General features: G+C 31.2%; 21 protein-coding genes. 13 read left to right on the top strand and 8 right to left on the bottom strand.

Annotated elements, in window-relative coordinates; translation table 11 throughout:
- Positions 1 to 35: 35 nt before the first annotated feature.
- The 7 genes from H574_RS0111720 to H574_RS0111750 all read left to right on the top strand — a co-directional run bounded on the left by H574_RS0111720 (position 36) and on the right by H574_RS0111750 (position 7,254).
- Positions 36 to 593: a nucleotide exchange factor GrpE gene (locus H574_RS0111720; protein WP_027880765.1), complete on the top strand. Its 558-nt coding sequence runs from the start codon at positions 36 to 38 to the stop codon at positions 591 to 593.
- Positions 594 to 637: 44 nt separating this feature from the next.
- A complete protein-coding gene (dnaJ, locus tag H574_RS0111725; protein ID WP_027880766.1) occupies positions 638 to 1,762 on the top strand; it encodes a molecular chaperone DnaJ in 1,125 nt (374 codons plus the stop codon).
- Positions 1,763 to 2,081: 319 nt separating this feature from the next.
- A complete protein-coding gene (locus H574_RS0111730; RefSeq protein WP_027880767.1) occupies positions 2,082 to 3,005 on the top strand; it encodes an ABC transporter ATP-binding protein in 924 nt (307 codons plus the stop codon).
- A 2-nt stretch (positions 3,006 to 3,007) separates the two neighbouring features.
- Positions 3,008 to 4,321: an ABC transporter permease gene (locus H574_RS0111735; RefSeq protein WP_027880768.1), complete on the top strand. Its 1,314-nt coding sequence runs from the start codon at positions 3,008 to 3,010 to the stop codon at positions 4,319 to 4,321.
- Positions 4,321 to 5,229, top strand: coding sequence for a mechanosensitive ion channel family protein (locus H574_RS0111740; RefSeq protein WP_027880769.1), 909 nt, complete (start codon positions 4,321 to 4,323; stop codon positions 5,227 to 5,229). Before H574_RS0111735 ends, H574_RS0111740 begins: the two co-directional genes overlap by 1 nt.
- Positions 5,210 to 6,091, top strand: a complete 882-nt coding sequence (locus tag H574_RS0111745) for a DUF6268 family outer membrane beta-barrel protein (RefSeq protein WP_027880770.1) — start codon at positions 5,210 to 5,212, stop codon at positions 6,089 to 6,091. The genes H574_RS0111740 and H574_RS0111745 overlap by 20 nt, the downstream gene beginning before the upstream one ends.
- The gene (locus H574_RS0111750; protein ID WP_027880771.1) at positions 6,091 to 7,254 is read left to right on the top strand and encodes a sigma-54-dependent transcriptional regulator; all 1,164 of its coding nucleotides are present in this window, start codon (positions 6,091 to 6,093) and stop codon (positions 7,252 to 7,254) included. The genes H574_RS0111745 and H574_RS0111750 overlap by 1 nt, the downstream gene beginning before the upstream one ends.
- Before the next feature lie 34 nt (positions 7,255 to 7,288).
- On the opposite strand, the gene H574_RS0111755 is transcribed toward H574_RS0111750, so the two are convergent.
- Positions 7,289 to 8,500, bottom strand: coding sequence for a hypothetical protein (locus H574_RS0111755; RefSeq protein WP_027880772.1), 1,212 nt, complete (start codon positions 8,498 to 8,500; stop codon positions 7,289 to 7,291).
- 64 nt (positions 8,501 to 8,564) lie between these two features.
- On the opposite strand from H574_RS0111755, the gene H574_RS0111760 reads away from it, so the two are divergent.
- From H574_RS0111760 to H574_RS0111775, 4 genes are all read left to right on the top strand, one after another.
- Positions 8,565 to 9,443 (top strand): PPK2 family polyphosphate kinase, encoded by an 879-nt coding sequence (locus H574_RS0111760; RefSeq protein ID WP_027880773.1) that lies wholly within the window; start codon positions 8,565 to 8,567, stop codon positions 9,441 to 9,443.
- A gap of 92 nt (positions 9,444 to 9,535) precedes the next feature.
- Positions 9,536 to 10,936 carry a M20/M25/M40 family metallo-hydrolase gene (locus tag H574_RS0111765; RefSeq protein ID WP_027880774.1) on the top strand — a complete coding sequence of 467 codons (1,401 nt, stop codon included), beginning with the start codon at positions 9,536 to 9,538 and terminating at the stop codon, positions 10,934 to 10,936.
- Between the two features lie 11 nt (positions 10,937 to 10,947).
- On the top strand, positions 10,948 to 11,157 hold the full coding sequence (locus tag H574_RS0111770; protein ID WP_027880775.1) for a PLD nuclease N-terminal domain-containing protein: 210 nt from the start codon (positions 10,948 to 10,950) through the stop codon (positions 11,155 to 11,157).
- A gap of 4 nt (positions 11,158 to 11,161) precedes the next feature.
- Positions 11,162 to 11,539: a glyoxalase/bleomycin resistance/extradiol dioxygenase family protein gene (locus H574_RS0111775; protein ID WP_027880776.1), complete on the top strand. Its 378-nt coding sequence runs from the start codon at positions 11,162 to 11,164 to the stop codon at positions 11,537 to 11,539.
- Here H574_RS0111775 and H574_RS0111780 read toward each other — a convergent pair whose 3' ends face one another.
- From H574_RS0111780 to lysA, 3 genes are all read right to left on the bottom strand, one after another.
- Positions 11,540 to 11,938: a response regulator gene (locus H574_RS0111780; protein WP_027880777.1), complete on the bottom strand. Its 399-nt coding sequence runs from the start codon at positions 11,936 to 11,938 to the stop codon at positions 11,540 to 11,542.
- Positions 11,935 to 13,044 carry a sensor histidine kinase gene (locus H574_RS0111785; RefSeq protein WP_027880778.1) on the bottom strand — a complete coding sequence of 370 codons (1,110 nt, stop codon included), beginning with the start codon at positions 13,042 to 13,044 and terminating at the stop codon, positions 11,935 to 11,937. The genes H574_RS0111780 and H574_RS0111785 overlap by 4 nt, the downstream gene beginning before the upstream one ends.
- A gap of 79 nt (positions 13,045 to 13,123) precedes the next feature.
- A complete protein-coding gene (lysA, locus tag H574_RS0111790) occupies positions 13,124 to 14,332 on the bottom strand; it encodes a diaminopimelate decarboxylase (protein WP_027880779.1) in 1,209 nt (402 codons plus the stop codon).
- A gap of 204 nt (positions 14,333 to 14,536) precedes the next feature.
- Between lysA and sucC the strand changes: the two genes are divergently transcribed.
- Positions 14,537 to 15,730: an ADP-forming succinate--CoA ligase subunit beta gene (gene sucC, locus H574_RS0111795; protein ID WP_027880780.1), complete on the top strand. Its 1,194-nt coding sequence runs from the start codon at positions 14,537 to 14,539 to the stop codon at positions 15,728 to 15,730.
- Between the two features lie 70 nt (positions 15,731 to 15,800).
- On the opposite strand, the gene H574_RS0111800 is transcribed toward sucC, so the two are convergent.
- Both H574_RS0111800 and H574_RS0111805 read right to left on the bottom strand, forming a co-directional pair.
- Positions 15,801 to 16,502 carry a phosphoadenylyl-sulfate reductase gene (locus H574_RS0111800; protein WP_051169886.1) on the bottom strand — a complete coding sequence of 234 codons (702 nt, stop codon included), beginning with the start codon at positions 16,500 to 16,502 and terminating at the stop codon, positions 15,801 to 15,803.
- Between the two features lie 149 nt (positions 16,503 to 16,651).
- The gene (locus H574_RS0111805) at positions 16,652 to 16,972 is read right to left on the bottom strand and encodes a DUF1456 family protein (RefSeq protein ID WP_027880782.1); all 321 of its coding nucleotides are present in this window, start codon (positions 16,970 to 16,972) and stop codon (positions 16,652 to 16,654) included.
- A 165-nt stretch (positions 16,973 to 17,137) separates the two neighbouring features.
- Between H574_RS0111805 and H574_RS0111810 the strand changes: the two genes are divergently transcribed.
- Positions 17,138 to 17,539, top strand: a complete 402-nt coding sequence (locus H574_RS0111810) for a hypothetical protein (protein ID WP_027880783.1) — start codon at positions 17,138 to 17,140, stop codon at positions 17,537 to 17,539.
- Here the strand turns inward: H574_RS0111810 and uvrB are convergent.
- Positions 17,536 to 19,539, bottom strand: coding sequence for an excinuclease ABC subunit UvrB (uvrB, locus tag H574_RS0111815; RefSeq protein WP_027880784.1), 2,004 nt, complete (start codon positions 19,537 to 19,539; stop codon positions 17,536 to 17,538). The two genes, H574_RS0111810 and uvrB, sit on opposite strands and share 4 nt — an antisense overlap.
- Positions 19,540 to 19,585: 46 nt before the next feature.
- Positions 19,586 to 20,122 (bottom strand): T9SS type B sorting domain-containing protein (locus H574_RS0111820; RefSeq protein WP_027880785.1); only part of this gene is annotated, 537 nt, incomplete at its 5' end.

Consider the following 20,122-nt stretch of genomic DNA (forward strand, 5'->3'; position numbering starts at 1 on the left):
CCAACTATTGTAAAGTATTTTAAAGCAAGTACAACATGAGCAAAAACAATAAAGAAGAAAAGCATATAGATGATGAAGCTATAAAAGCTTCACAACAAGCAGAAACTGATACAGCAACAGAACAAACAACAGAAGAAGTTACTGTAGAAGAGCAGTTAAAAGAGCAAGTACAGCAGGAAAAAGAGAAATATTTACGTCTTTTTGCAGAGTTTGAAAACTATAAAAAACGTACTTCTAGAGAGCGTATAGAATTATTTCAAACTGCTAGTAAAGATGTAATGGTTGCAATGCTACCTGTTTTAGATGATTTTGAACGCGCTTTGTTACATATAGAAGAAGACAAAGAGGCAGAAGAGTTAAGAAAAGGTGTCTTATTAATTTATAACAAATTAATACAAACACTTCAGCAAAAAGGTTTAGCTAAAATAGAAGTAGAGAAAGGCGATAAATTTGATTCAGATCACCATGAAGCTGTTACACAAATACCAGCACCAACAGATGATCTAAAAGGAAAAATTGTAGACGTTATAGAAAAAGGCTACAAATTAGGAGAAACTGTAATACGTTTTCCTAAGGTAGTTATAGGTCAGTAAAAATATAAAACGCTAAAAGCAAACAGCTAAAAGCAAAATAGAATATGGCAAAAAGAGATTATTACGAAATATTAGGTATAGATAAATCTGCATCACAAGCCGAAATAAAAAAGGCTTATCGTAAGCAGGCAATAAAATACCATCCAGATAAAAACCCTGATAATGCAGAAGCAGAAGCTAAATTTAAAGAAGCAGCCGAAGCTTATGAAGTGCTAAGTGACGAGAATAAAAAAGCGCGTTATGATCAATTTGGTCATCAAGCTTTTGAAGGCGCTGGTGGTTTTGGCGGTGGCGGCATGAATATGGACGACATCTTTAGCCAATTTGGAGATATTTTTGGCGGTGCTTTTGGTGGCGGCGGATTCTCTGGTTTTGGTGGTGGCTTTGGTGGCGGACAACGTCGTGTTAAAGGAAGTAACCTTCGTGTAAGATTAAAGCTTACCTTAGAAGAAATAGCTAATGGTGTAGAGAAAAAAATAAAAGTAAAACGTAAAGTTCAAGCACCAGGAACCACCTATAAAACTTGTACAACATGTAACGGTACAGGACAAGTAACAAGAGTTACTAATACCATTTTAGGACGTATGCAAACATCCGCGCCGTGTAATACTTGCGGTGGCGCAGGACAGATTATAGATAAAAAACCAAACGATGCAGATGCACAAGGGTTAATCATAAAAGAAGAAACTATACCAGTTAATATTCCTGCAGGAGTTGTAGATGGTATGCAACTTAAAGTGTCAGGAAAAGGTAACGAAGCGCCAGGTAATGGTGTTTCTGGTGATTTATTAGTAGCAATAGAAGAGCTAGAACACGACAATCTACAACGTGAAGGAGATAACTTACATTACGATTTATATGTAAGTCTACCAGATGCTATATTAGGTACATCTAAAGAAATTGATACCGTAACAGGTAAAGTAAGAATTAAAATAGAAGCAGGTGTACAATCTGGTAAAATTTTACGCTTACGCGGAAAAGGTATACCAAGTATAAACGGTTACGGTAAAGGAGATTTATTAGTACACGTAAATGTTTGGACACCAAAAACTTTAAGTAAATCTCAAAAAGAATTTTTTGAAAGCATGAGAGAAGATGACCATTTTACTCCAAAACCAGAAAGAGGAGATAAGTCATTTTTCGAGAAAGTAAAAGATATGTTTTCCTAAATAACACATAAACAAAACATAAAAGTCTGCTAAAAGCAGACTTTTTGTTTAACTATTTATGTCAATTTATATCTGTTTTAATAAAAAATAGTATATTTGATTTATCGTTGGATTAAACCAACGGTAATTTTTCTTTTTCATAGCAATTTTTTCCCATCCTTTATCTTTTTAAAGGGTGGGTTTTGTTTTTTATGCCTTATCTAATATGTTGTTTAAGCTTTTAAGTTAAAAATACACTAATCAGCAGTGTTACTTTTTTAACATTTTCTATATTTACATTTGTGTGTAAAGCACTAACTAATCAATTTTAAACAATAATATGAGTAACTTATTAGAAGTCCAATCGGTTTCTAAAAAATTTGGAGATTTTACGGCATTAAATAATGTATCTATAGCTGTACCTAAAGGAAGTATTTTTGGATTACTTGGTCCAAACGGAGCAGGAAAAACTACTTTAATTAGAATAGTTAACCAAATTACAATGCCAGATACTGGACAAGTTTTTTTAGATGGCGAAACATTAAAAAATCACCATATAAAAGATATTGGTTACTTACCTGAAGAGCGTGGTTTATATAAGTCTATGAAAGTTGGTGAGCAAGCATTATACCTTGCGCAGTTAAAAGGAATGGATAAATCTGAAGCCAAAAAACGTCTTAAAATGTGGTTTGAAAGGTTAGAAATAGGCGATTGGTGGAACAAAAAAATTCAAGAGTTATCTAAAGGTATGGCGCAAAAAATTCAGTTTGTTGTTACTGTATTACATGAGCCAAAACTATTGATTTTTGACGAGCCATTTTCAGGATTTGATCCAATAAATGCCAACTTAATAAAAGATGAAATTTTAAGGTTAAGAGACGAAGGTGCTACGGTAATATTCTCTACACATCGTATGGAATCTGTGGAAGAATTATGTGATCATATAGCTTTGTTAAACAAATCAAACAAAATTTTGGATGGTAATTTAATGGATGTAAAACGCCAATACAAAACCAATACTTTTGAAATTGGTATCAATCCAAAACAAGACAATTTAGAACAAGAGTTAGCACAAAAATTTAGCATCACACCAGCAAGTTTTAAAACATTAGGAAACGATTTAAAACTAAATATTAAACTTTCAGAAAACGAAACAGCTAACGATTTGCTAAACTATTTAACCACAAAGGGACAAGTTTCTCATTTTGTAGAAATAATCCCAAGTGCAAACGACATATTTATTCAAACGGTTAAGAATAACTAATTATGAACCATCTTCCACTTATTATAAAAAGAGAATATTTAAATAAAGTTAAAAACAAAGCGTTTTTAATTATGACTATTTTAAGTCCGCTAATTTTTATAGCACTTATAGCAGTTGTTGCGTATTTATCGCAGTTAAATAATGACTCACAAAGACAAATTTCAGTATTGGATGAATCTGGTTATTTAACTGGAGTTTTTAAAGACTCTGAAAGTATAAAATATAATATCTTAACAGATAAAAATCTTGAAAATGCAAAGCAAATTGTAAAAGAAGCAGATAATTACGGTTTGCTTCATATTAAAAAGATGAATAGTCTATCTGAAGCTAAAAATAGTGTCGAGTTTTATTCTGAAGAAACGCCATCTTTATCATTAATTTCAGATTTAGAAAAACTTATTGAAATCGAATTAACTCATAAAAATCTTGCCGAAAAAAATATAGACACAAAGTTAATTGATGATTCAAAAATTAATATTGATATAACTCAGGAAAACTTTTCAGGAGAGAAAACTTCAAAATTTGATAGTGTTGTTAAATTAGCATTTGGTGGTGCAGCAGGATATTTGCTTTTTATGTTTATTATTATTTATGGTAATATGATTATGCGTAGTGTTATTGAAGAAAAAACTAGCCGAATTATAGAGGTTATCATTTCGTCAGTAAAACCAATACAATTAATGCTTGGTAAGATTATAGGTACCTCTTTAGCCGGAATTACACAGTTTATAATTTGGTTAATTTTAGGAGGTGTTTTAATGGTTGTTGTTACAGCTATATTTGGTATTGATATGACACAAATCCAATCACCACAGCAACAAATGATGCAGCAAGCAATGACCGATCCAGATGCAGCAGAAAAAGCACAAATTATATTTTCGGCATTTTTTAATTTACCTTTAGCCAACTTGATTATAGCTTTTTTACTGTTCTTTATTAGTGGTTATTTGCTATATAGTTCTTTATATGCAGCAATTGGAGCAGCAGTAGATAACGAGACAGATACACAACAATTTATGTTGCCAATACTAATGCCATTAATTTTGGCTGTTTATGTTGGTATGTTTACAGTGATAGAAGATCCTCACGGTACAGTAAGTACTGTTTTTTCATTTATACCATTTACATCTCCTGTAGTTATGTTAATGCGTATTCCTTTCGGTGTACCGTTATGGCAACAAATAGTATCTTTATTATTATTAGTAGGTACCTTTTTATTTACAGTTTGGTTTGCTGCAAAAATATATAGAGTAGGTATTTTGATGTATGGTAAAAAACCTAGCTATAAAGAACTAATTAAATGGATTAAATACTAATGCAAGGTAAGGTAGAAGAAAAAATAGAACAAATTGAAGACGTTATTGTAGAAAGCTCTATGTGGGAAAAACTTAATGAGTTTTTAAACTTACATGTAGATTTTACTGAAGAAATCTCTGTATCTATAAAAGATTTATTAGTCATCAGTTTTGTTATTTTTATCACTACAGTAGTACTAAGAATAGTATTTAAGATATTAACAAAACGCTTACCCGAACATGATAAAGGAAAATTTTCGGTGGTTTATGGGTATTTTAGATGGCTTATTTATGTCATTATATTATTAATAACGTTAAATGCAATTGGTGTAAACGTTACCGCTGTTTTTGCTGCATCTGCTGCACTTTTAATAGGTATTGGTTTAGCGTTGCAAACTTTTTTTCAGGATATAATTTCTGGTGTTTTTATTTTGATAGACCAATCTGCACATGTCGGTGATATTATTGAAATAGACGGTAAAGTTGGGCGTGTTGAAGAAGTTAAATTGCGTACCACAAGAGCTGTAACTATTGACAATAAAGTGTTAATTATACCTAATCATTTATACTTAACTAATAGTTTATATAATTGGACGCAAAACGGAACTACAACAAGAGAAAGCGTATCTGTTGGCGTTGCTTATGGAAGTGATGTAGAATTAGTTAAAAAGCTCTTACTTCAGGCAGCAAAAGAGCATCCTAAAGTATTAAAATTTCCTCCTCCATTAGTTTTATTTACAGATTTTGCAGACAGCTCACTTAATTTTAAACTAGTCTTTACACTTAACGATAGCTTTACAGCTGCAATACCGCAAAGCGAAATAAGATTTAAAATCAATAAATTATTTAAAGATAACAATATAAGTATTCCTTTCCCTCAAAGAGATGTTCATATTATAAAAGACTCACATGAAGAAAATCCAAACTAAAATATTATTAACCTTATTGCTATTTAGCTTTTGTTTTTCGGCATCAGCACAATTAACAGATTTAGCACGGTTAGAGTATTCTTTTATTCCTAATGGAAAATCTGAAGATCAATACACGCGTCTTAGAGCGTTGCTAAACTTTCCTGTTAAAACTAAAGAAGATTCATATTTAATTTTTGGAGGAGAATACAACAGAATTATCTTAAATCTAGAAGATAACTATCCCTTTGATACAGAACCTTTAAAGACCTTAAATGTAATAGATCTAAACATAGGCTACACGTTTAAATGGAACGAAAATTGGCGTGTAGGTGCTAAAATAACACCAAGAATAGCTTCTACACTAACCCAAAAAATAACATCAGACGATTTGTTTTTAAACGGAGGAGTATACGCCATAAAGGATAGAAGAGATGCCGATATTAAAAGACCATATAGATTAATTTTAGGATTAACCTATAATACTACAGCAGGTATGCCTTTTCCATTACCATTTGTAAATTATTTTAGACAAGTAAACGAAAATTGGTCTTTAAGTTTAGGTGTTCCAAAATCTAATGCTACTTATTATTTTAACGATAAACATTCTTTAGAAGCTTTTGTAGGTTTAGATGGTTATTTTGCGCATTTGCAAAGACCAACTAGTGTTTTAGGGAAGCAAGTAGATAACATTTCATTATCAGTAGCTGTACTTGGTCTAGGCTACGATTATAATTTTACAGATCATTTAGTTTTATACACCTATGCAGGTTGCACATTTATGATGAATAATGTATTAAGAGACAAAGATCGTAACGACGTATTTACATTAAACCAAACCAATACCTTTTATTTAAGAACCGGATTAAAATTTAAAATATAATGTCAAAAATATTAGTAATAGAAGATGAAGCTGCAATTAGAAGAGTTTTAGTAAAAATACTTTCTGAAGAAAACAGCAAATATCAAGTTGAAGAAGCAGAAGACGGATTAGCCGGTATAGAAAAAATAAAAAAAGAAGATTACGATTTAATACTTTGCGATATCAAAATGCCAAAAATGGATGGTGTTGAGGTTTTAGAAGCAGTAAAAAAAATAAAACCAGAAATACCAATGGTAATGATTTCTGGTCACGGAGATTTAGATACCGCAGTAAATACAATGCGTTTAGGTGCGTTTGACTATATCTCAAAACCGCCAGACTTAAACCGATTACTAAATACTGTTCGTAATGCGTTAGACCGAAAAGAATTAGTTATAGAAAACAAAATTCTTAAAAAGAAAGTCAGCAAAAAATACGAAATGATTGGAGAAAGCGACGCCATATCTCAAATCAAAGAGATAATAGATAAAGTAGCACCAACAGATGCAAGAGTTTTAATTACAGGACCAAACGGAACAGGAAAAGAGCTTGTAGCACATTGGTTACATCAAAAAAGCCAACGTAGTAAAGGACCAATGATAGAGGTTAACTGTGCTGCAATACCTTCAGAATTAATAGAAAGTGAATTATTTGGACACGTAAAAGGCGCTTTTACAAGTGCGAATAAAGACCGTGCAGGAAAATTTGAAGCAGCAAACGGCGGAACTATTTTTTTAGATGAAATAGGCGATATGTCTCTCTCTGCTCAAGCAAAAGTATTACGCGCATTGCAAGAAAGTCGTATACAACGTGTAGGTAGCGATAAGGATATAAAAGTAGATGTACGTGTTGTAGCAGCAACTAATAAAGATTTAAAAAAAGAAATTGAAGACGGTAAGTTTCGTGAGGATTTATACCACAGGTTAGCAGTAATTTTAGTTAAAGTTCCTGCTTTAAATGAAAGAAGAGAAGACATACCTTTGCTTATTAGTCATTTTTCTAAAAAAATAGCAGAAGAACAAGGTACAGCACAAAAATCATTTTCAGAAAAGGCGATTAAGTTACTTCAAGAATATGATTGGACTGGGAATATACGAGAGCTAAGAAATGTCGTAGAACGTTTACTTATTTTAGGAGAAAAAGAAGTTAGCGAAAAAGATGTGAAGTTATTTGCTAGTAAATAAAACTAAAAAACTCAATAAATATTATTGAGTTTTTTTATAAGTAAAATTTATATCCAATACCAGTTTGTAAGTCTGGGTTATTGTTTAAAGTTAAATCTTGTTGCAAGTAAAAGTATGTTGTTGTTTTTCTTGAGAATGAATAAATAAAGCTCCAGTAATTATTGTTTTTATAGAGGTTTAATGCACCTTGTCCCCAAGATTTAAAAGCGTCTGGATGGCGTATGGGTATAATGTATTCAAATTCATCTTTTTTATTAAGACTAGTTTGAAGATAAAAGTTTGCACCAAAAGAATGCACAAAGTTTTTACTAGTTTTAAAACTGTACTCAACTGCGTTTTCTAGGTTAGCTATAAAATTATTGGTGCCAAATTCAAGGTTAGAGCTATTAAAGTCAATCAGTCCTTTTCTTAAGAAACCTAAGTTTAATCCTATATTAATTAGTCTTTTGTCGTTAATCTTAAAGGTTTTAACTCCGTTTGTAGATAGTCCAAAATCAATAGATTGATTGTGTTTAGAAAGGTTTGTACCCAAATGTGCGCCAACATTAAAAGCAAGCGTGTTGTTTTTAGATTTAAAGCTGTCAGGATAGTAATAGTAACTAGTTTCTATGCCAGTTGCAAAAAAATCTCCAGCATTAATATTCATATTATTACCGTTTCTGTCAGTATAATTGATATTGGCTTGGTTTAACCCAAATACTTTTCTGTCAAATGGATCATCACCACCAGCAATATCTCTATGAAAATTCTCAATAAACTCATCACCGGTAAGTATTGTAAAAGGTGTTTTTCCTTTTGTTAGAAGATAAGTTCTAAATCCAATTTGTAACTCATGTTTTCTTGCTAATCTAAAATTTAAGTTAGCTTTAAAACCTTTAATTACGCCGTCATTAGAGATGTTAAAAGAGTCTTTTTCTATGGTGTTTTCATCAAATGCTCTATGAGCAAAATCCCAATCGTATTCTCTAATTACTTCACGATCTGCTTCGTTTTTTGGAATGTATACTTTTAAAGGAGGACTCCAAACATTTCCACTTTCAACACTAATATTAAAAGATGTTTTTTTGGGAGCATTCATTTCAAAATGACCTTGCAAACGCATAAAAAACACACCAAAACTATGTGTAGAGAGTAGGTTAGGCTTATTAATATTTTCTTTACTAAAAAATATGCTGTCCTTAGTTTGACTTACACCTAGTTGTACGATTAAAGCTAAAACTACAAAACAAAAAAAGCGTTGTATCATTGATGGTTTTTAATTGTAAACTACAAAATCTTCTGTATATTTATTATCCAAACTTAAATTTAAGATGAAATCTATAGATATAGCCAATCATAAAATAACACAAAAAGTTCAAATAACCGATTTACCAAGCAAAGTAGATTTAGACGCAGATAAAAAAGAAACCGAAAAAGCATTAAAAAAAGTAAGACGCCAATTAGGCGAACTTCAAGATACCATGTACGCACACGGTAAATATTCTGTTTTAGTGTGCTTACAAGGTATGGATACAGCAGGAAAAGACAGTTTAATTCGTGAAGTCTTTAAAGATTTTAATGCACGTGGTGTAGAAGTAATGAGCTTTAAGGTACCAACCGATTTAGAGCTAAAGCACGATTATCTATGGAGACATTATTTACATTTACCAGCTCGTGGTAAATTTGGTGTTCACAATCGTACACATTATGAAAATGTACTTGTAACACGCGTACATCCAGAATATATCTTAAATGAAAAGTTACCCTTTATAAATAGTGTAGAAGATGTAGATGATGCTTTCTGGAACAAACGATTCGAGCAAATCAAAAACTTCGAAAATCATTTAGCAGAAAACGGAACCATCATTTTTAAATTCTTTTTAAACCTATCAAAAGAAGAGCAAAAAAATAGATTGTTACGACGTTTAGACCTAAAACGTAAAAACTGGAAATTCTCAGCAGGTGACTTAAAAGAGCGCAAACTTTGGGACAATTATATGGCTTGTTACGAAGATGCAATAAACCGCACCAGTACAAATAAAGCACCTTGGTACAATATTCCTGCAGACGATAAGCCAACAGCACGATTAATCGTAGCCTCTATTTTATACGACACATTAAAAGAATATACAGATATTAAAGAGCCAGAATTAGACGAAGAAACCAAAGCTAACTTGCATCTTTACAGAGAACAATTAAATAACGAGTAGTCTTTTTTGGGCGTTACCACAAGGGTCGCGCTTTCACTACTCGCGCTCTATGAGGCGCTCAAACAAACCGTTTAATCGCTAACGCAACAATCATGAAACAGCTTACAATAATCTTAACACTACTACTATTTGCAAATGTCAATGCGCAAACAGATCAAGATGTATTAAAAACCATTTATACACAATCTTTAACCAACGGTAAAAGTTATCAATGGTTAGACCATTTATCAAATAAAATAGGAGGTAGATTATCAGGTTCAGAAAATGCAGAAAAAGCAGTACAATACACAAAATCTGAATTAGAAAAACTAGGTTTAGATAAAGTTTGGCTACAACCAGTAATGGTACCAAAATGGGTTAGAGGCGATAAAGAAGTGGCGCATTTTATTACTAATTCATCAACTGTTGATGTTAATATTTGTGCACTTGGCGGATCTATAGCTACACCAAAAAATGGACTAACAGCAAAAGTTATTGAAGTGCAGAATTTTGAAGAATTATCAGTGCTTGGTGAAGAAAAAATAAAAGGAAAGATTGTCTTTTACAACAGACCGATGCAAGCAGATTTAATACAAACCTTTATGGCATATGGAGGTTGTGTAAACCAACGTTATGCAGGTGCAATGGAAGCTATAAAATACGGAGCAGTTGGCGTAATTGTACGATCTATGAATTTACGTCAAGACGATTTACCTCATACCGGAAGTATGTCTTACGGAGATTTACCAAACAATCAACACATCCCATCTGCAGCAATTAGTACAAATGATGCCGATAAACTTTCAGAAGCCTTAAAAAAAGACAGTAATCTAAAGTTTTATTTTAAGCAAAACTGCCAGCAGTTTGATGATGTTTTATCTTACAATGTTATAGGAGAAATTACAGGAACAGAATTTCCTAATCAATATATGATTGTTGGTGGACATCTAGATTCTTGGGATTTAGGAGATGGATCACATGATGACGGTGCAGGCGTAGTACAATCTATGGATGTTTTAAGATTATTAAAAGAAAGTGGTATTAAACCTAAACACAGTATTAGAGTTGTGTTGTTTATGAATGAAGAAAACGGATTACGTGGTGGAAAAAAATACTCAGAAGAAGCAAAAGCTAATAAAGAAACTCATGTTTTTGCTTTAGAAAGTGATGCTGGTGGATTTACACCTCGTGGATTTAGTTTTGATTGTAGCGATGCTAATTTTGAAAAAGTATTAAGTTGGAAACCATTATTTAAGCCGTATTTGATTCACTATTTTGAAAAAGGAGGAAGTGGAGCAGATGTAGGACCATTAAAAACTACAAGTAATGTTTTAGCAGGATTAAGACCAGATTCTCAGCGCTATTTTGATCATCATCACGCAGCTAACGATACGTTTGACGCAGTAAATAAACGTGAGTTAGAATTAGGTGCAGCAACTATGACTAGTCTTATTTACTTATTTGATAAATATGGTGTAGATAATATCCCAGAAGTTAAAGAATTTAAAAATTAAAATAAAGAGTAATGAAAATATTAGGAATGGTAGGACCTTGGCAAGTATTAATTTTATTAGTTGGTTTATTGTTACCAATAATAGCCTTAGTAGATGTAATAAGAAGCAATTTTAAAGGGTCAAATGATAAATTAATATGGGTATTAGTTATTTTGTTTTTAAATATTTTTGGGGCTTTACTGTATTTTTTAATAGGTACACGTCAAAAAATAAAAAAATAGGGTAATGCAAGCTAAACTACATCAGATACATCCTGTTTTACCTGTAAAAAATGTATTAGAATCGTTAAAGTTTTATGTCAATAAACTTGGATTTACTATCGCTTTTGCAAATGATAGTAAGCAACCAACTTATGCAGGAATTAGACGTGATGATATAGAAATACACTTACAGTGGCACGATGCAAAAGAATGGGATCTTGAGGTAAACCGACCAATGCTTAGAATTGTAACAGAAAATGTTGACATCTTATTTCAAGAATATAACTTTAAAAACGTTTTTAATAAAGATACCAAAGTTAGAAATACAGATTGGGGTACAAAAGAGTTTGCTTTTTATGATATTGATAAAAATGGTTTAGTATTTTATCAAAATAATGGATAATTAAGCAAAGACTTCTTCAGTTATCTCTTTTAATTTTTCTCTAGAAATAGGTTTAACTATATAGTTACTAACCATGTTATATGTTTTTGCTCGTTCTATATCTGTTGGATTTACAGAAGAGCTAACAATATAAACCTTTATTGTTTTTTTAGTTTTAATTCTTATAAATTCATCTAAAAACTGCCAACCATCCATAATTGGCATGTTTAAGTCAAGTAAGATTACATCTGGTAATTCTTCTTCGTTGTAAAGTTTAGATTTTATTGCACGTAAAGCTTCTTTACCGTTATAAAAAAACTTAACTTCTTCTGAGAAGTCTGTTTTATTAATAAGTTTTTTTGCTGTGAAGATGTATATTTCGTCATCATCAATTAAGTAGGTAAGTTTTATTTTTCTCATAACTTAAAGTGTAGATAAAAAGTGGTTCCTAGGTCTAGTTTGCTTTTTACGGTAATTTTACCTTGCATAGCTTCTATTTCGTTCTTTATTAAAAATAGACCTAATCCTCTAGAGTCTTTGTTTTCATGAAAAGTATTATACATACCAAAAATCTTATGTTTATTAAGTTTTAGGTCTATTCCTTTTCCTTTATCTTTAAATTTGACTATAAAGAATTCGTCTTTTAATAAGGAGTTTATTAATATTTCGGGGTCTTTACTGTCCTTTTTGTATTTAATAGAATTAGAAATTAAATTTAAGAAAATACTTTCAAAATAAGCAGGTATTGTTTTTATGTTTATGTTACGATCAACTTTATTGACAATTTTAGCATTTGAAGATTTGATTTTACCTGATAAGCTTTCTACTATTTTATTAATTTCTTCGTATACATTAATTTCTACAAAGTTTTCTTTTAAATGAATATCAGTTTGTGCAACTTCATTTAAATTATGTATTGTTTCGTTAAGTTTCGCAGACGCTTTAGTAAGCATAGGATAAAACTCGTTTTTCTCTATTTCAGGATATTCATCCTTCATAAGATTTAGCAACATGTTAAAGTTAGTTGAGTGTGATCTTAAATTATGAGATACAATATGCGCGAAATTTAATAAACGCTTATTTTGGTTAGTTGTTATCTTTAATAAAGACTTAATGTTAATCTCTAGACTTTTAGAAGGTGTTATGTCTTGAAAAAGACCATAAAGTTTAACGCATTTATTACCTGAATGTACTGGGTAACCTATGGCTCTTACCCATTTTTTATTACCTTTTTTTGTTGTAATTCTTAATTCTAGGTCCCAATTTTTATTTTCTCTTATAGCGTCATTAACTGCATTAGTGATAGTTTCTTTACATTCTTTATCAGCATAAAACTCTATTGCGTTTTCTAAATTAGGGACAAAATCAGCTTCTACTTCATGTATGTCTTTAGTAACTTCACTCCATGTAAGATTATTATTTTCAATATCATATTCCCAACTACCAATAGTTGCAGCTTGTTGTATGAATAAAAATAAATCTTTGTGTGAAATGTCTGTTTTTGGGAGAATAAAATTGTTTTTCAATTTAAAATGCTATTAATCAGTTTTTTTAAGGGACTTCAAAAATAGCATTTTTTTTTAAATTAAAAAGTATAATGATTATCTATTCAATGTTAATTTCTATTTGATTGTTTATTATATCTTCAAACGTTTCTCTTTTTCTTATAAGGTGCGCATCTCCATTATACACTAGTACTTCTGCAGGTCGGTATCTTGAGTTGTAATTGCTTGACATACTATAACAATATGCACCAGCGTTACAAAAAGCTAAAATGTCGTCTTCGTTAATCTCCTTAATTCTTCGATTATTTGCAAAAGTATCGGTTTCGCATATGTAGCCAACAACACTGTAAAAACGTTCGCGTCCATCAGGGTTAGAAATGTTTCTTATTTCGTGTTGTGCGCCATAAAGCATTGGTCTAATTAAGTGATTAAAACCACTATCTACTTGCGCAAAAACAGTTGATGTAGTTTGCTTTACAGCATTTACTTTAACTAAAAATTGACCAGCTTGACTGACTAAAAATTTTCCAGGTTCAAAAGCTAAGGTTAATTTTTTTCCATAGTTTTTGCAAAACTCATTAAACCTTTTACTTAGTTTTTCTCCTAACTCTTCAATATTTGTTTCTATATCACCGTCTTTATAAGGGACTTTAAATCCTGACCCAAAGTCTATGAAATCTAAATTTTTGAAATGCTTAGCGGTATCAAATAAAATCTCACTAGCATATAAAAACACATCTATGTCTAAAATATCACTACCAGTATGCATGTGTATACCGTTAATATTCATTTTAGTATTCTCTACAATACGAAGTATATGTGGAATTTGGTGTATAGAAATTCCAAATTTGCTATCAATATGACCAACAGAAATATTAGTATTACCACCAGCCATAACATGTGGATTTATCCTAATACAAACAGGTGTTTTTGGGTGTTTAGTACCAAATTGTTCTAAAATAGAAAGGTTGTCAATGTTAATTTGTACACCAAGTTTTGCTGCGGTTTCTATTTCTTCTAAAGAAACTCCGTTTGGTGTGTAAATTATTTGTTCTGGTTTAAAACCAGCCTTTAAACCAAGCTGTACTTCTTGTATAGAAACCGTATCAATTCCTGATCCTAATTTTTTCATTAATTTTAGTACAGAAACATTAGATAATGCTTTTACAGCATAGTTAATTTTTAAACTTTTAACATTACTAAATGCAGCTGTTAGTCTATTATATTGACTTACAATCTGATCGGCATCATAAACGTAAACAGGACTACCAAAGTCCTTAGCAATTTGTAGAAGTTGACTGTTTTCCATACATCAATTTTTTGTCAAAGGTATTTTTTTAGAAGGATATATAAAGGAATACTTTATAATATTACAAATTTGATACAAACTGTTAATTATTTAACAAATAAGAAAATTCTATTTAAAAGAATTATCTTTTTTAGCAACTAAATATTAGGGTAAGTAAAAGTGATTATTTATTTTTGTTGAACTTAAAATTTTACTTTAAACAAGATGAATTTACACGAATATCAAGGAAAAGAATTATTAAGCAGTTTTGGTGTACGCATCCAACGCGGATTAGTAGCCCAAACAGCAGACGAAGCAGTTGCAAAAGCTAAACAATTAACAGAAGAGACTGGTACAGGTTGGCACGTTATTAAAGCACAAGTTCACGCTGGTGGACGTGGTAAAGGTGGCGGAGTTAAACTTGCTAAAAACCTAGACGAAGTTAAAGAAATAGCTGGTCAAATTATAGGAATGGACCTTGTAACGCCTCAAACTTCTGCCGAAGGTAAACGTGTTCACCAAGTATTAGTAGCAGAAGATGTTTACTATCCTGGAGATTCTGAGCCAAACGAATTTTACATGTCTGTACTTTTAAATAGAGGTAATGGTCGTAACATGATTATGTACTCTACAGAAGGAGGAATGGATATAGAAGAAGTAGCAGAAAAAACACCTCATTTAATATTTACTGAAGAAATAGATCCAGCAACAGGAATTTTACCTTTCCAAGCACGTCGTGTAGCTTTTAACTTAGGTTTAAGCGGTACTGCGTTTAAAGAAATGACAAAATTTGTTACAGCATTATATACAGCTTACGACAAATCTGATGCTTCATTATTTGAAATTAATCCTGTATTAAAAACAAGTGATGATAAAATTATGGCAGTAGATGCTAAAGTAACTTTAGATGCTAATGCATTATACAGACATAAAGATTTAGCAGAATTACGTGACCTACGTGAAGAAAGCCCAATTGAAGTTGAAGCTGGAGAATTAGGATTAAACTATGTAGACCTTGACGGAAACGTTGGTTGTATGGTTAACGGTGCTGGTTTAGCTATGGCTACAATGGATTTAATTAAGCAAGCAGGTGGTGAGCCAGCTAATTTCTTAGATGTTGGTGGTACTGCAGATGCTGCTCGTGTAGAAGCTGCTTTTAGAATTATTTTAAAAGATCCAAACGTAAAAGCTATCTTAATTAATATTTTTGGTGGTATTGTACGTTGTGATCGTGTTGCGCAAGGTGTTGTAGATGCTTATAAAAATATGGGTGATGCAATACAAGTACCAATTATTGTAAGATTACAAGGTACTAACGCAGATATCGCAAAAGAATTAATTGACAACTCAGGATTAGATGTATTAAGTGCAACTGAATTCCAAGAAGCTGCAGATAAAGTACAAGAAGTATTATCTTAATACTTTAAATAGATATAAATTAAAAAGAGCAACTTAATAGTTGCTCTTTTTTTTATTTGTTTTTATTGTCTTATAAATGTAAACCACATTCTGTTTTTGGGTTGTTATTCCATCGACCAGATCGGTCTTCTCCAGGAACAGTACAATGCTTACAACCTATAGAGTGATACCCTTTAGATACTAAAGGATGAAAAGGAAGTTGATGCTCTTCAATATAAGCATCACGCTCTTCTTTTGTTACATCTAAAAGCGGATAAAATTTTAAAATATCACCTCTTAGTTCAAAAATATCCAAAGTAGCTCTGTGGTCACTTTGCCATTTCATTAAACCAGAAACCCAAACTTTATATTGGTTTTTAATAAGGTCTAAAGGCTTTACTTTGTTTATAGAGCAACAAAAGTCAGGGTTTTTTCGCCAAGTTTCGTCTTTAGTAGTAAACTCATGTTCTTCTTTTAAAGCACCTATAGAAGCAACATTTAAACCATATTTTTTAGTTAATGCTTCTTTATATTTTAAAGTATCTTCAAAATGATAACCTGTATCAATAAAATATACTTTTTGAGTTTTGTTTACATCAGAAACTAATTTTAATAAAAAAGCAGATGTTGCAGCAAAAGAGCTGGTTAACATCACGTCTTCTTGTTTAAAATCTTTATAAAGTTCTGCTATTCTTTCTGTAACCGATAAGGTTTTATATTTTTTGTTTAGCGCTTTTATTTCTTCTTCAGAAATGTTAGGCTTAACTATTGTTTTGGGAGTTGTCTCGAACATAATCAATCTTTACGAACTTGCAAGATAGCAATGATTTTTTGGATATGAAATTTGTCGAAAAATTTTTAAGTAATTACAATAAAAACTATAGTTTAATTATTGAATTGTCTGTTTAATGGTGTTTTTAATACAATATAAAAACTAGTTTATTAGTCTTTTTTTGACTTTGGCTTATTAAAGTTTTTCTTGTTATTAAATTTTTTTTTATTTGTTTTTGTTGTAGGATTACCTTTTGGTTGCTCTCCTTTTTTAGGCATTGGTCCACGTAAATGAATAATAAGACCGTTTAAAAAATTACGTAAGATTTGATCACCACATTCTACATAATTAGGATGATCTTCACGTCTAAAAAAAGCACTTAATTCAGACTTTGTAACTCTAAAATCTACAAGAGCTAAAATTTCAATTATATCAGTATCACGAAGCTTATGAGCAACTCTTAGTTTTTTGAAAATATCGTTGTTTGTCATGTTTAAGTGTTTGAAAATCAATAATTAAAACTGTATTTTTATTGGGTTATAAAGATAAAATACGTTTAAATACGTTGTAAAACTACTCATTTTTCGATAAGTGGCACACTTTTAACGACTATAAAAAAAACATAATACGTAATTTTATAAAAGAAAAAAATAGTTATGTCTAACCGAGTTGAGAAATTAAGTCTTTTATCAGAAATGATTGCTTTTGCAAAAGAAGATGATACTTTAAAGCCTATTGAGTTTAATTTTTTATTAGGTGTATCTAAACAACTAAACATTTCTAGAGAAGATTTTGATTATTTAATTTCTAACCCGATAGGAGGTATTACTTTAAAATCTTATAGTGAACGTATTGTACAGTTTCATAGGTTAGTTTTATTAGCTCATTTAGATAGTAGTAAAAATCCAACAGAAGAAGCTAAACTATTTAATTACGGACTTAAAATGGGCTTAAATCACGATTCAATATTGCGTGTTCTTTATCTTATGGACGGTTTTCCTGATCGTATTGTACCAGCAGCAGTTTTAATAGACATTTTTAGAACCCAGTATAACTAGCTTTTAATTGCCTCTAATTTTTCTTGATAGGCTTTAATTTCATCACGTAATTGTGCTGCAACAATAAAATCTAAAGCTTTTGCAGCTTGCTCCATAGTTTTTCGTTTTTCTCTAATTTTCTTTTCTAATTCAGGTTTACTTAAATATTCGCTTTCTGGTTCTGCAGCTTTAGCAGCTTCCAACTCGTAACTATAAGTACTAACCGAGTTTTTAGCTAAAACACTATCTAAGTTTTTCTTTAGTGCTTTTGGTGTGATATTATTGTCTGTATTGTAAGCAATTTGTTTTTGGCGTCTGTATTCGGTTTCATCAATAGTTTGTTGCATACTTTTGGTTATTTTGTCTGCATACATTATTGCTTTACCATTTAAGTTACGCGCAGCACGACCAACAGTTTGGGTTAAGGATCTGTTAGATCTTAAAAAACCTTCTTTATCGGCATCTAAAATAGCTACTAAAGATACTTCTGGTAAGTCTAAACCTTCACGAAGTAGGTTTACACCAACTAATACATCAAACAAGCCTTTACGTAGGTCTTGCATGATTTCAACACGTTCTAAAGTATCTACATCACTATGTATGTAGCGCACACGTATTTGAATTCGGCTTAAGTATTTTGTTAATTCTTCAGCCATTCGTTTTGTTAGGGTTGTAACTAATGTACGCTCGTCTTTTTCAACACGTTGCTGGATTTCTTCAATTAAATCATCAATTTGATTTAAGCTTGGTCTTACCTCAATAATTGGATCTAATAAACCTGTTGGTCTAATTACTTGCTCTACGTAAACACCATCTGTTTTTTCAAGTTCGTAATCTGCTGGCGTTGCAGATACATAAATCACTTGATTTTGTAATGCTTCAAACTCTTCAAACTTTAACGGTCTATTATCCATCGCAGCAGGTAATCTAAAGCCGTATTCTACTAAGTTTTCCTTACGACTTCTATCGCCACCATACATTGCGTGAACTTGAGAAATGGTCACATGACTCTCGTCTACGACCATTAAATAATCATCAGGAAAATAATCTAATAAACAGAATGGACGCGTACCAGGCTCGCGACCATCTAAGTATCTAGAGTAATTTTCTATACCAGAACAATAGCCTAATTCTCTAATCATTTCAAGATCAAATTCGGTACGTTCTTTAAGTCGTTTTGCTTCAAGATGTTTACCAATATCTTTAAAGTAATCGTGTTGCTTAACTAAATCATCCTGAATTTGTCTTATTGCACCTTGCAGTACATCTGGTGATGTTACAAACATATTTGCAGGATAAATGTTTAAGCGATCATAATGCTCTATGACTTCGTTAGTTTGGATGTTAAATTGCTCTATATCTTCAATTTCGTCACCAAAAAAATGAATTCTAAATGCATCATCAGCATAACTAGGAAATACATCTATGGTATCTCCTTTAATTCTAAAATTACCATGTCTGAAATCTGCTTCGGTACGAGAGTACAAGCTTTGAACTAACATGTGAAGTAGTTTAGTGCGTGATATTTCTTGATCAACTTCTAAACTTATTACATTTTTTTGAAATTCAATAGGATTACCAATACCATATAAACACGAAACAGAAGCAACTACTAAAACATCGCGTCTACCAGAAAGTAAAGATGATGTTGTGCTAAGTCGCATTTTTTCGATTTCTTCATTAATCGATAAATCTTTTTCTATATAAACACCAGATGTTGGTATATAAGCTTCTGGTTGGTAATAATCATAGTACGATACAAAATACTCTACAGCATTATCTGGGAAAAACTGTTTAAATTCAGAATATAACTGAGCTGCTAACGTCTTGTTATGTGCTAAAACTAACGTTGGTTTTTGTACTTCTTCTATAACATTAGCAACCGTAAATGTTTTACCAGATCCTGTAACACCAAGTAAGGTTTGGTATTTTTCATTATTATCTAAACCACTTGCTAATTGCTTAATAGCTTGTGGCTGATCACCTGTTGGCTTAAATTCTGATTTTATTTTGAATTTCATATTGTAAAATTACTGAATAAAAATCAGATATTTTCTTTTATAAAAGTTAACGTTTTAAGGTGAAGTGACCTTTAAGCTGTTCTCCAGATTTTAAGTTAATAAGATACCAATAATCGTTAGTAGGTAAAACGTTTCCGTTATACATACCATTCCAACTTAAATGAACAGTAGAAACTTGTTTTAATAATTTTCCATACCTATCAAAAATGTAAATTTCTTTTATGATTTGATTAGGATCTATAATTTGCCATACTTGATTGTAAGCATCTCCGTTTGGAGTGAAATACTTAGGGATGAAAAGCTCATTTACAAAAGAAACATTTATATCAAAATTTAACTGTCTAACTACACAACCATTAATATCTCTTACAAATAATGTGTACGTTCCGTTTGATAAGTTTGAAAAAGTATTACTGTTTTGATAAGTTATATTGTCTAAAGAATACTCATAAAATATAGTATTGTCTGACATAGAAACTGTTATAGTATCTTCAATAATTGTTATGTTGTTTTGATCTAAAGTGAAATCAATATTTAAAACTGTTACAGTAAAGCTAGACTCGTTGCTACAAGTATTTGGCGC

This window comes from Mesoflavibacter zeaxanthinifaciens DSM 18436 (assembly GCF_000422365.1).
Taxonomy (GTDB): domain Bacteria; phylum Bacteroidota; class Bacteroidia; order Flavobacteriales; family Flavobacteriaceae; genus Mesoflavibacter; species Mesoflavibacter zeaxanthinifaciens.

Excerpts from the sequence above, each read along its gene's own strand:
- H574_RS0111780 (WP_027880777.1), bottom strand. The coding sequence starts at position 11,938 with ATGAGAAAAATAAAACTTACCTACTTAATTGATGATGACGAAATATAC.
- lysA (WP_027880779.1), bottom strand. The coding sequence starts at position 14,332 with ATGGAAAACAGTCAACTTCTACAAATTGCTAAGGACTTTGGTAGTCCT.
- H574_RS0111810 (WP_027880783.1), top strand. The coding sequence starts at position 17,138 with ATGTCTAACCGAGTTGAGAAATTAAGTCTTTTATCAGAAATGATTGCT.
- uvrB (WP_027880784.1), bottom strand. The coding sequence starts at position 19,539 with ATGAAATTCAAAATAAAATCAGAATTTAAGCCAACAGGTGATCAGCCA.
- sucC (WP_027880780.1), top strand. The coding sequence starts at position 14,537 with ATGAATTTACACGAATATCAAGGAAAAGAATTATTAAGCAGTTTTGGT.
- H574_RS0111740 (WP_027880769.1), top strand. The coding sequence starts at position 4,321 with ATGCAAGGTAAGGTAGAAGAAAAAATAGAACAAATTGAAGACGTTATT.
- H574_RS0111770 (WP_027880775.1), top strand. The coding sequence starts at position 10,948 with ATGAAAATATTAGGAATGGTAGGACCTTGGCAAGTATTAATTTTATTA.
- H574_RS0111760 (WP_027880773.1), top strand. The coding sequence starts at position 8,565 with ATGAAATCTATAGATATAGCCAATCATAAAATAACACAAAAAGTTCAA.
- H574_RS0111775 (WP_027880776.1), top strand. The coding sequence starts at position 11,162 with ATGCAAGCTAAACTACATCAGATACATCCTGTTTTACCTGTAAAAAAT.
- H574_RS0111755 (WP_027880772.1), bottom strand. The coding sequence starts at position 8,500 with ATGATACAACGCTTTTTTTGTTTTGTAGTTTTAGCTTTAATCGTACAA.
- H574_RS0111765 (WP_027880774.1), top strand. The coding sequence starts at position 9,536 with ATGAAACAGCTTACAATAATCTTAACACTACTACTATTTGCAAATGTC.
- H574_RS0111750 (WP_027880771.1), top strand. The coding sequence starts at position 6,091 with ATGTCAAAAATATTAGTAATAGAAGATGAAGCTGCAATTAGAAGAGTT.
- dnaJ (WP_027880766.1), top strand. The coding sequence starts at position 638 with ATGGCAAAAAGAGATTATTACGAAATATTAGGTATAGATAAATCTGCA.
- H574_RS0111745 (WP_027880770.1), top strand. The coding sequence starts at position 5,210 with ATGAAGAAAATCCAAACTAAAATATTATTAACCTTATTGCTATTTAGC.
- H574_RS0111805 (WP_027880782.1), bottom strand. The coding sequence starts at position 16,972 with ATGACAAACAACGATATTTTCAAAAAACTAAGAGTTGCTCATAAGCTT.
- H574_RS0111735 (WP_027880768.1), top strand. The coding sequence starts at position 3,008 with ATGAACCATCTTCCACTTATTATAAAAAGAGAATATTTAAATAAAGTT.
- H574_RS0111720 (WP_027880765.1), top strand. The coding sequence starts at position 36 with ATGAGCAAAAACAATAAAGAAGAAAAGCATATAGATGATGAAGCTATA.
- H574_RS0111800 (WP_051169886.1), bottom strand. The coding sequence starts at position 16,502 with ATGTTCGAGACAACTCCCAAAACAATAGTTAAGCCTAACATTTCTGAA.
- H574_RS0111730 (WP_027880767.1), top strand. The coding sequence starts at position 2,082 with ATGAGTAACTTATTAGAAGTCCAATCGGTTTCTAAAAAATTTGGAGAT.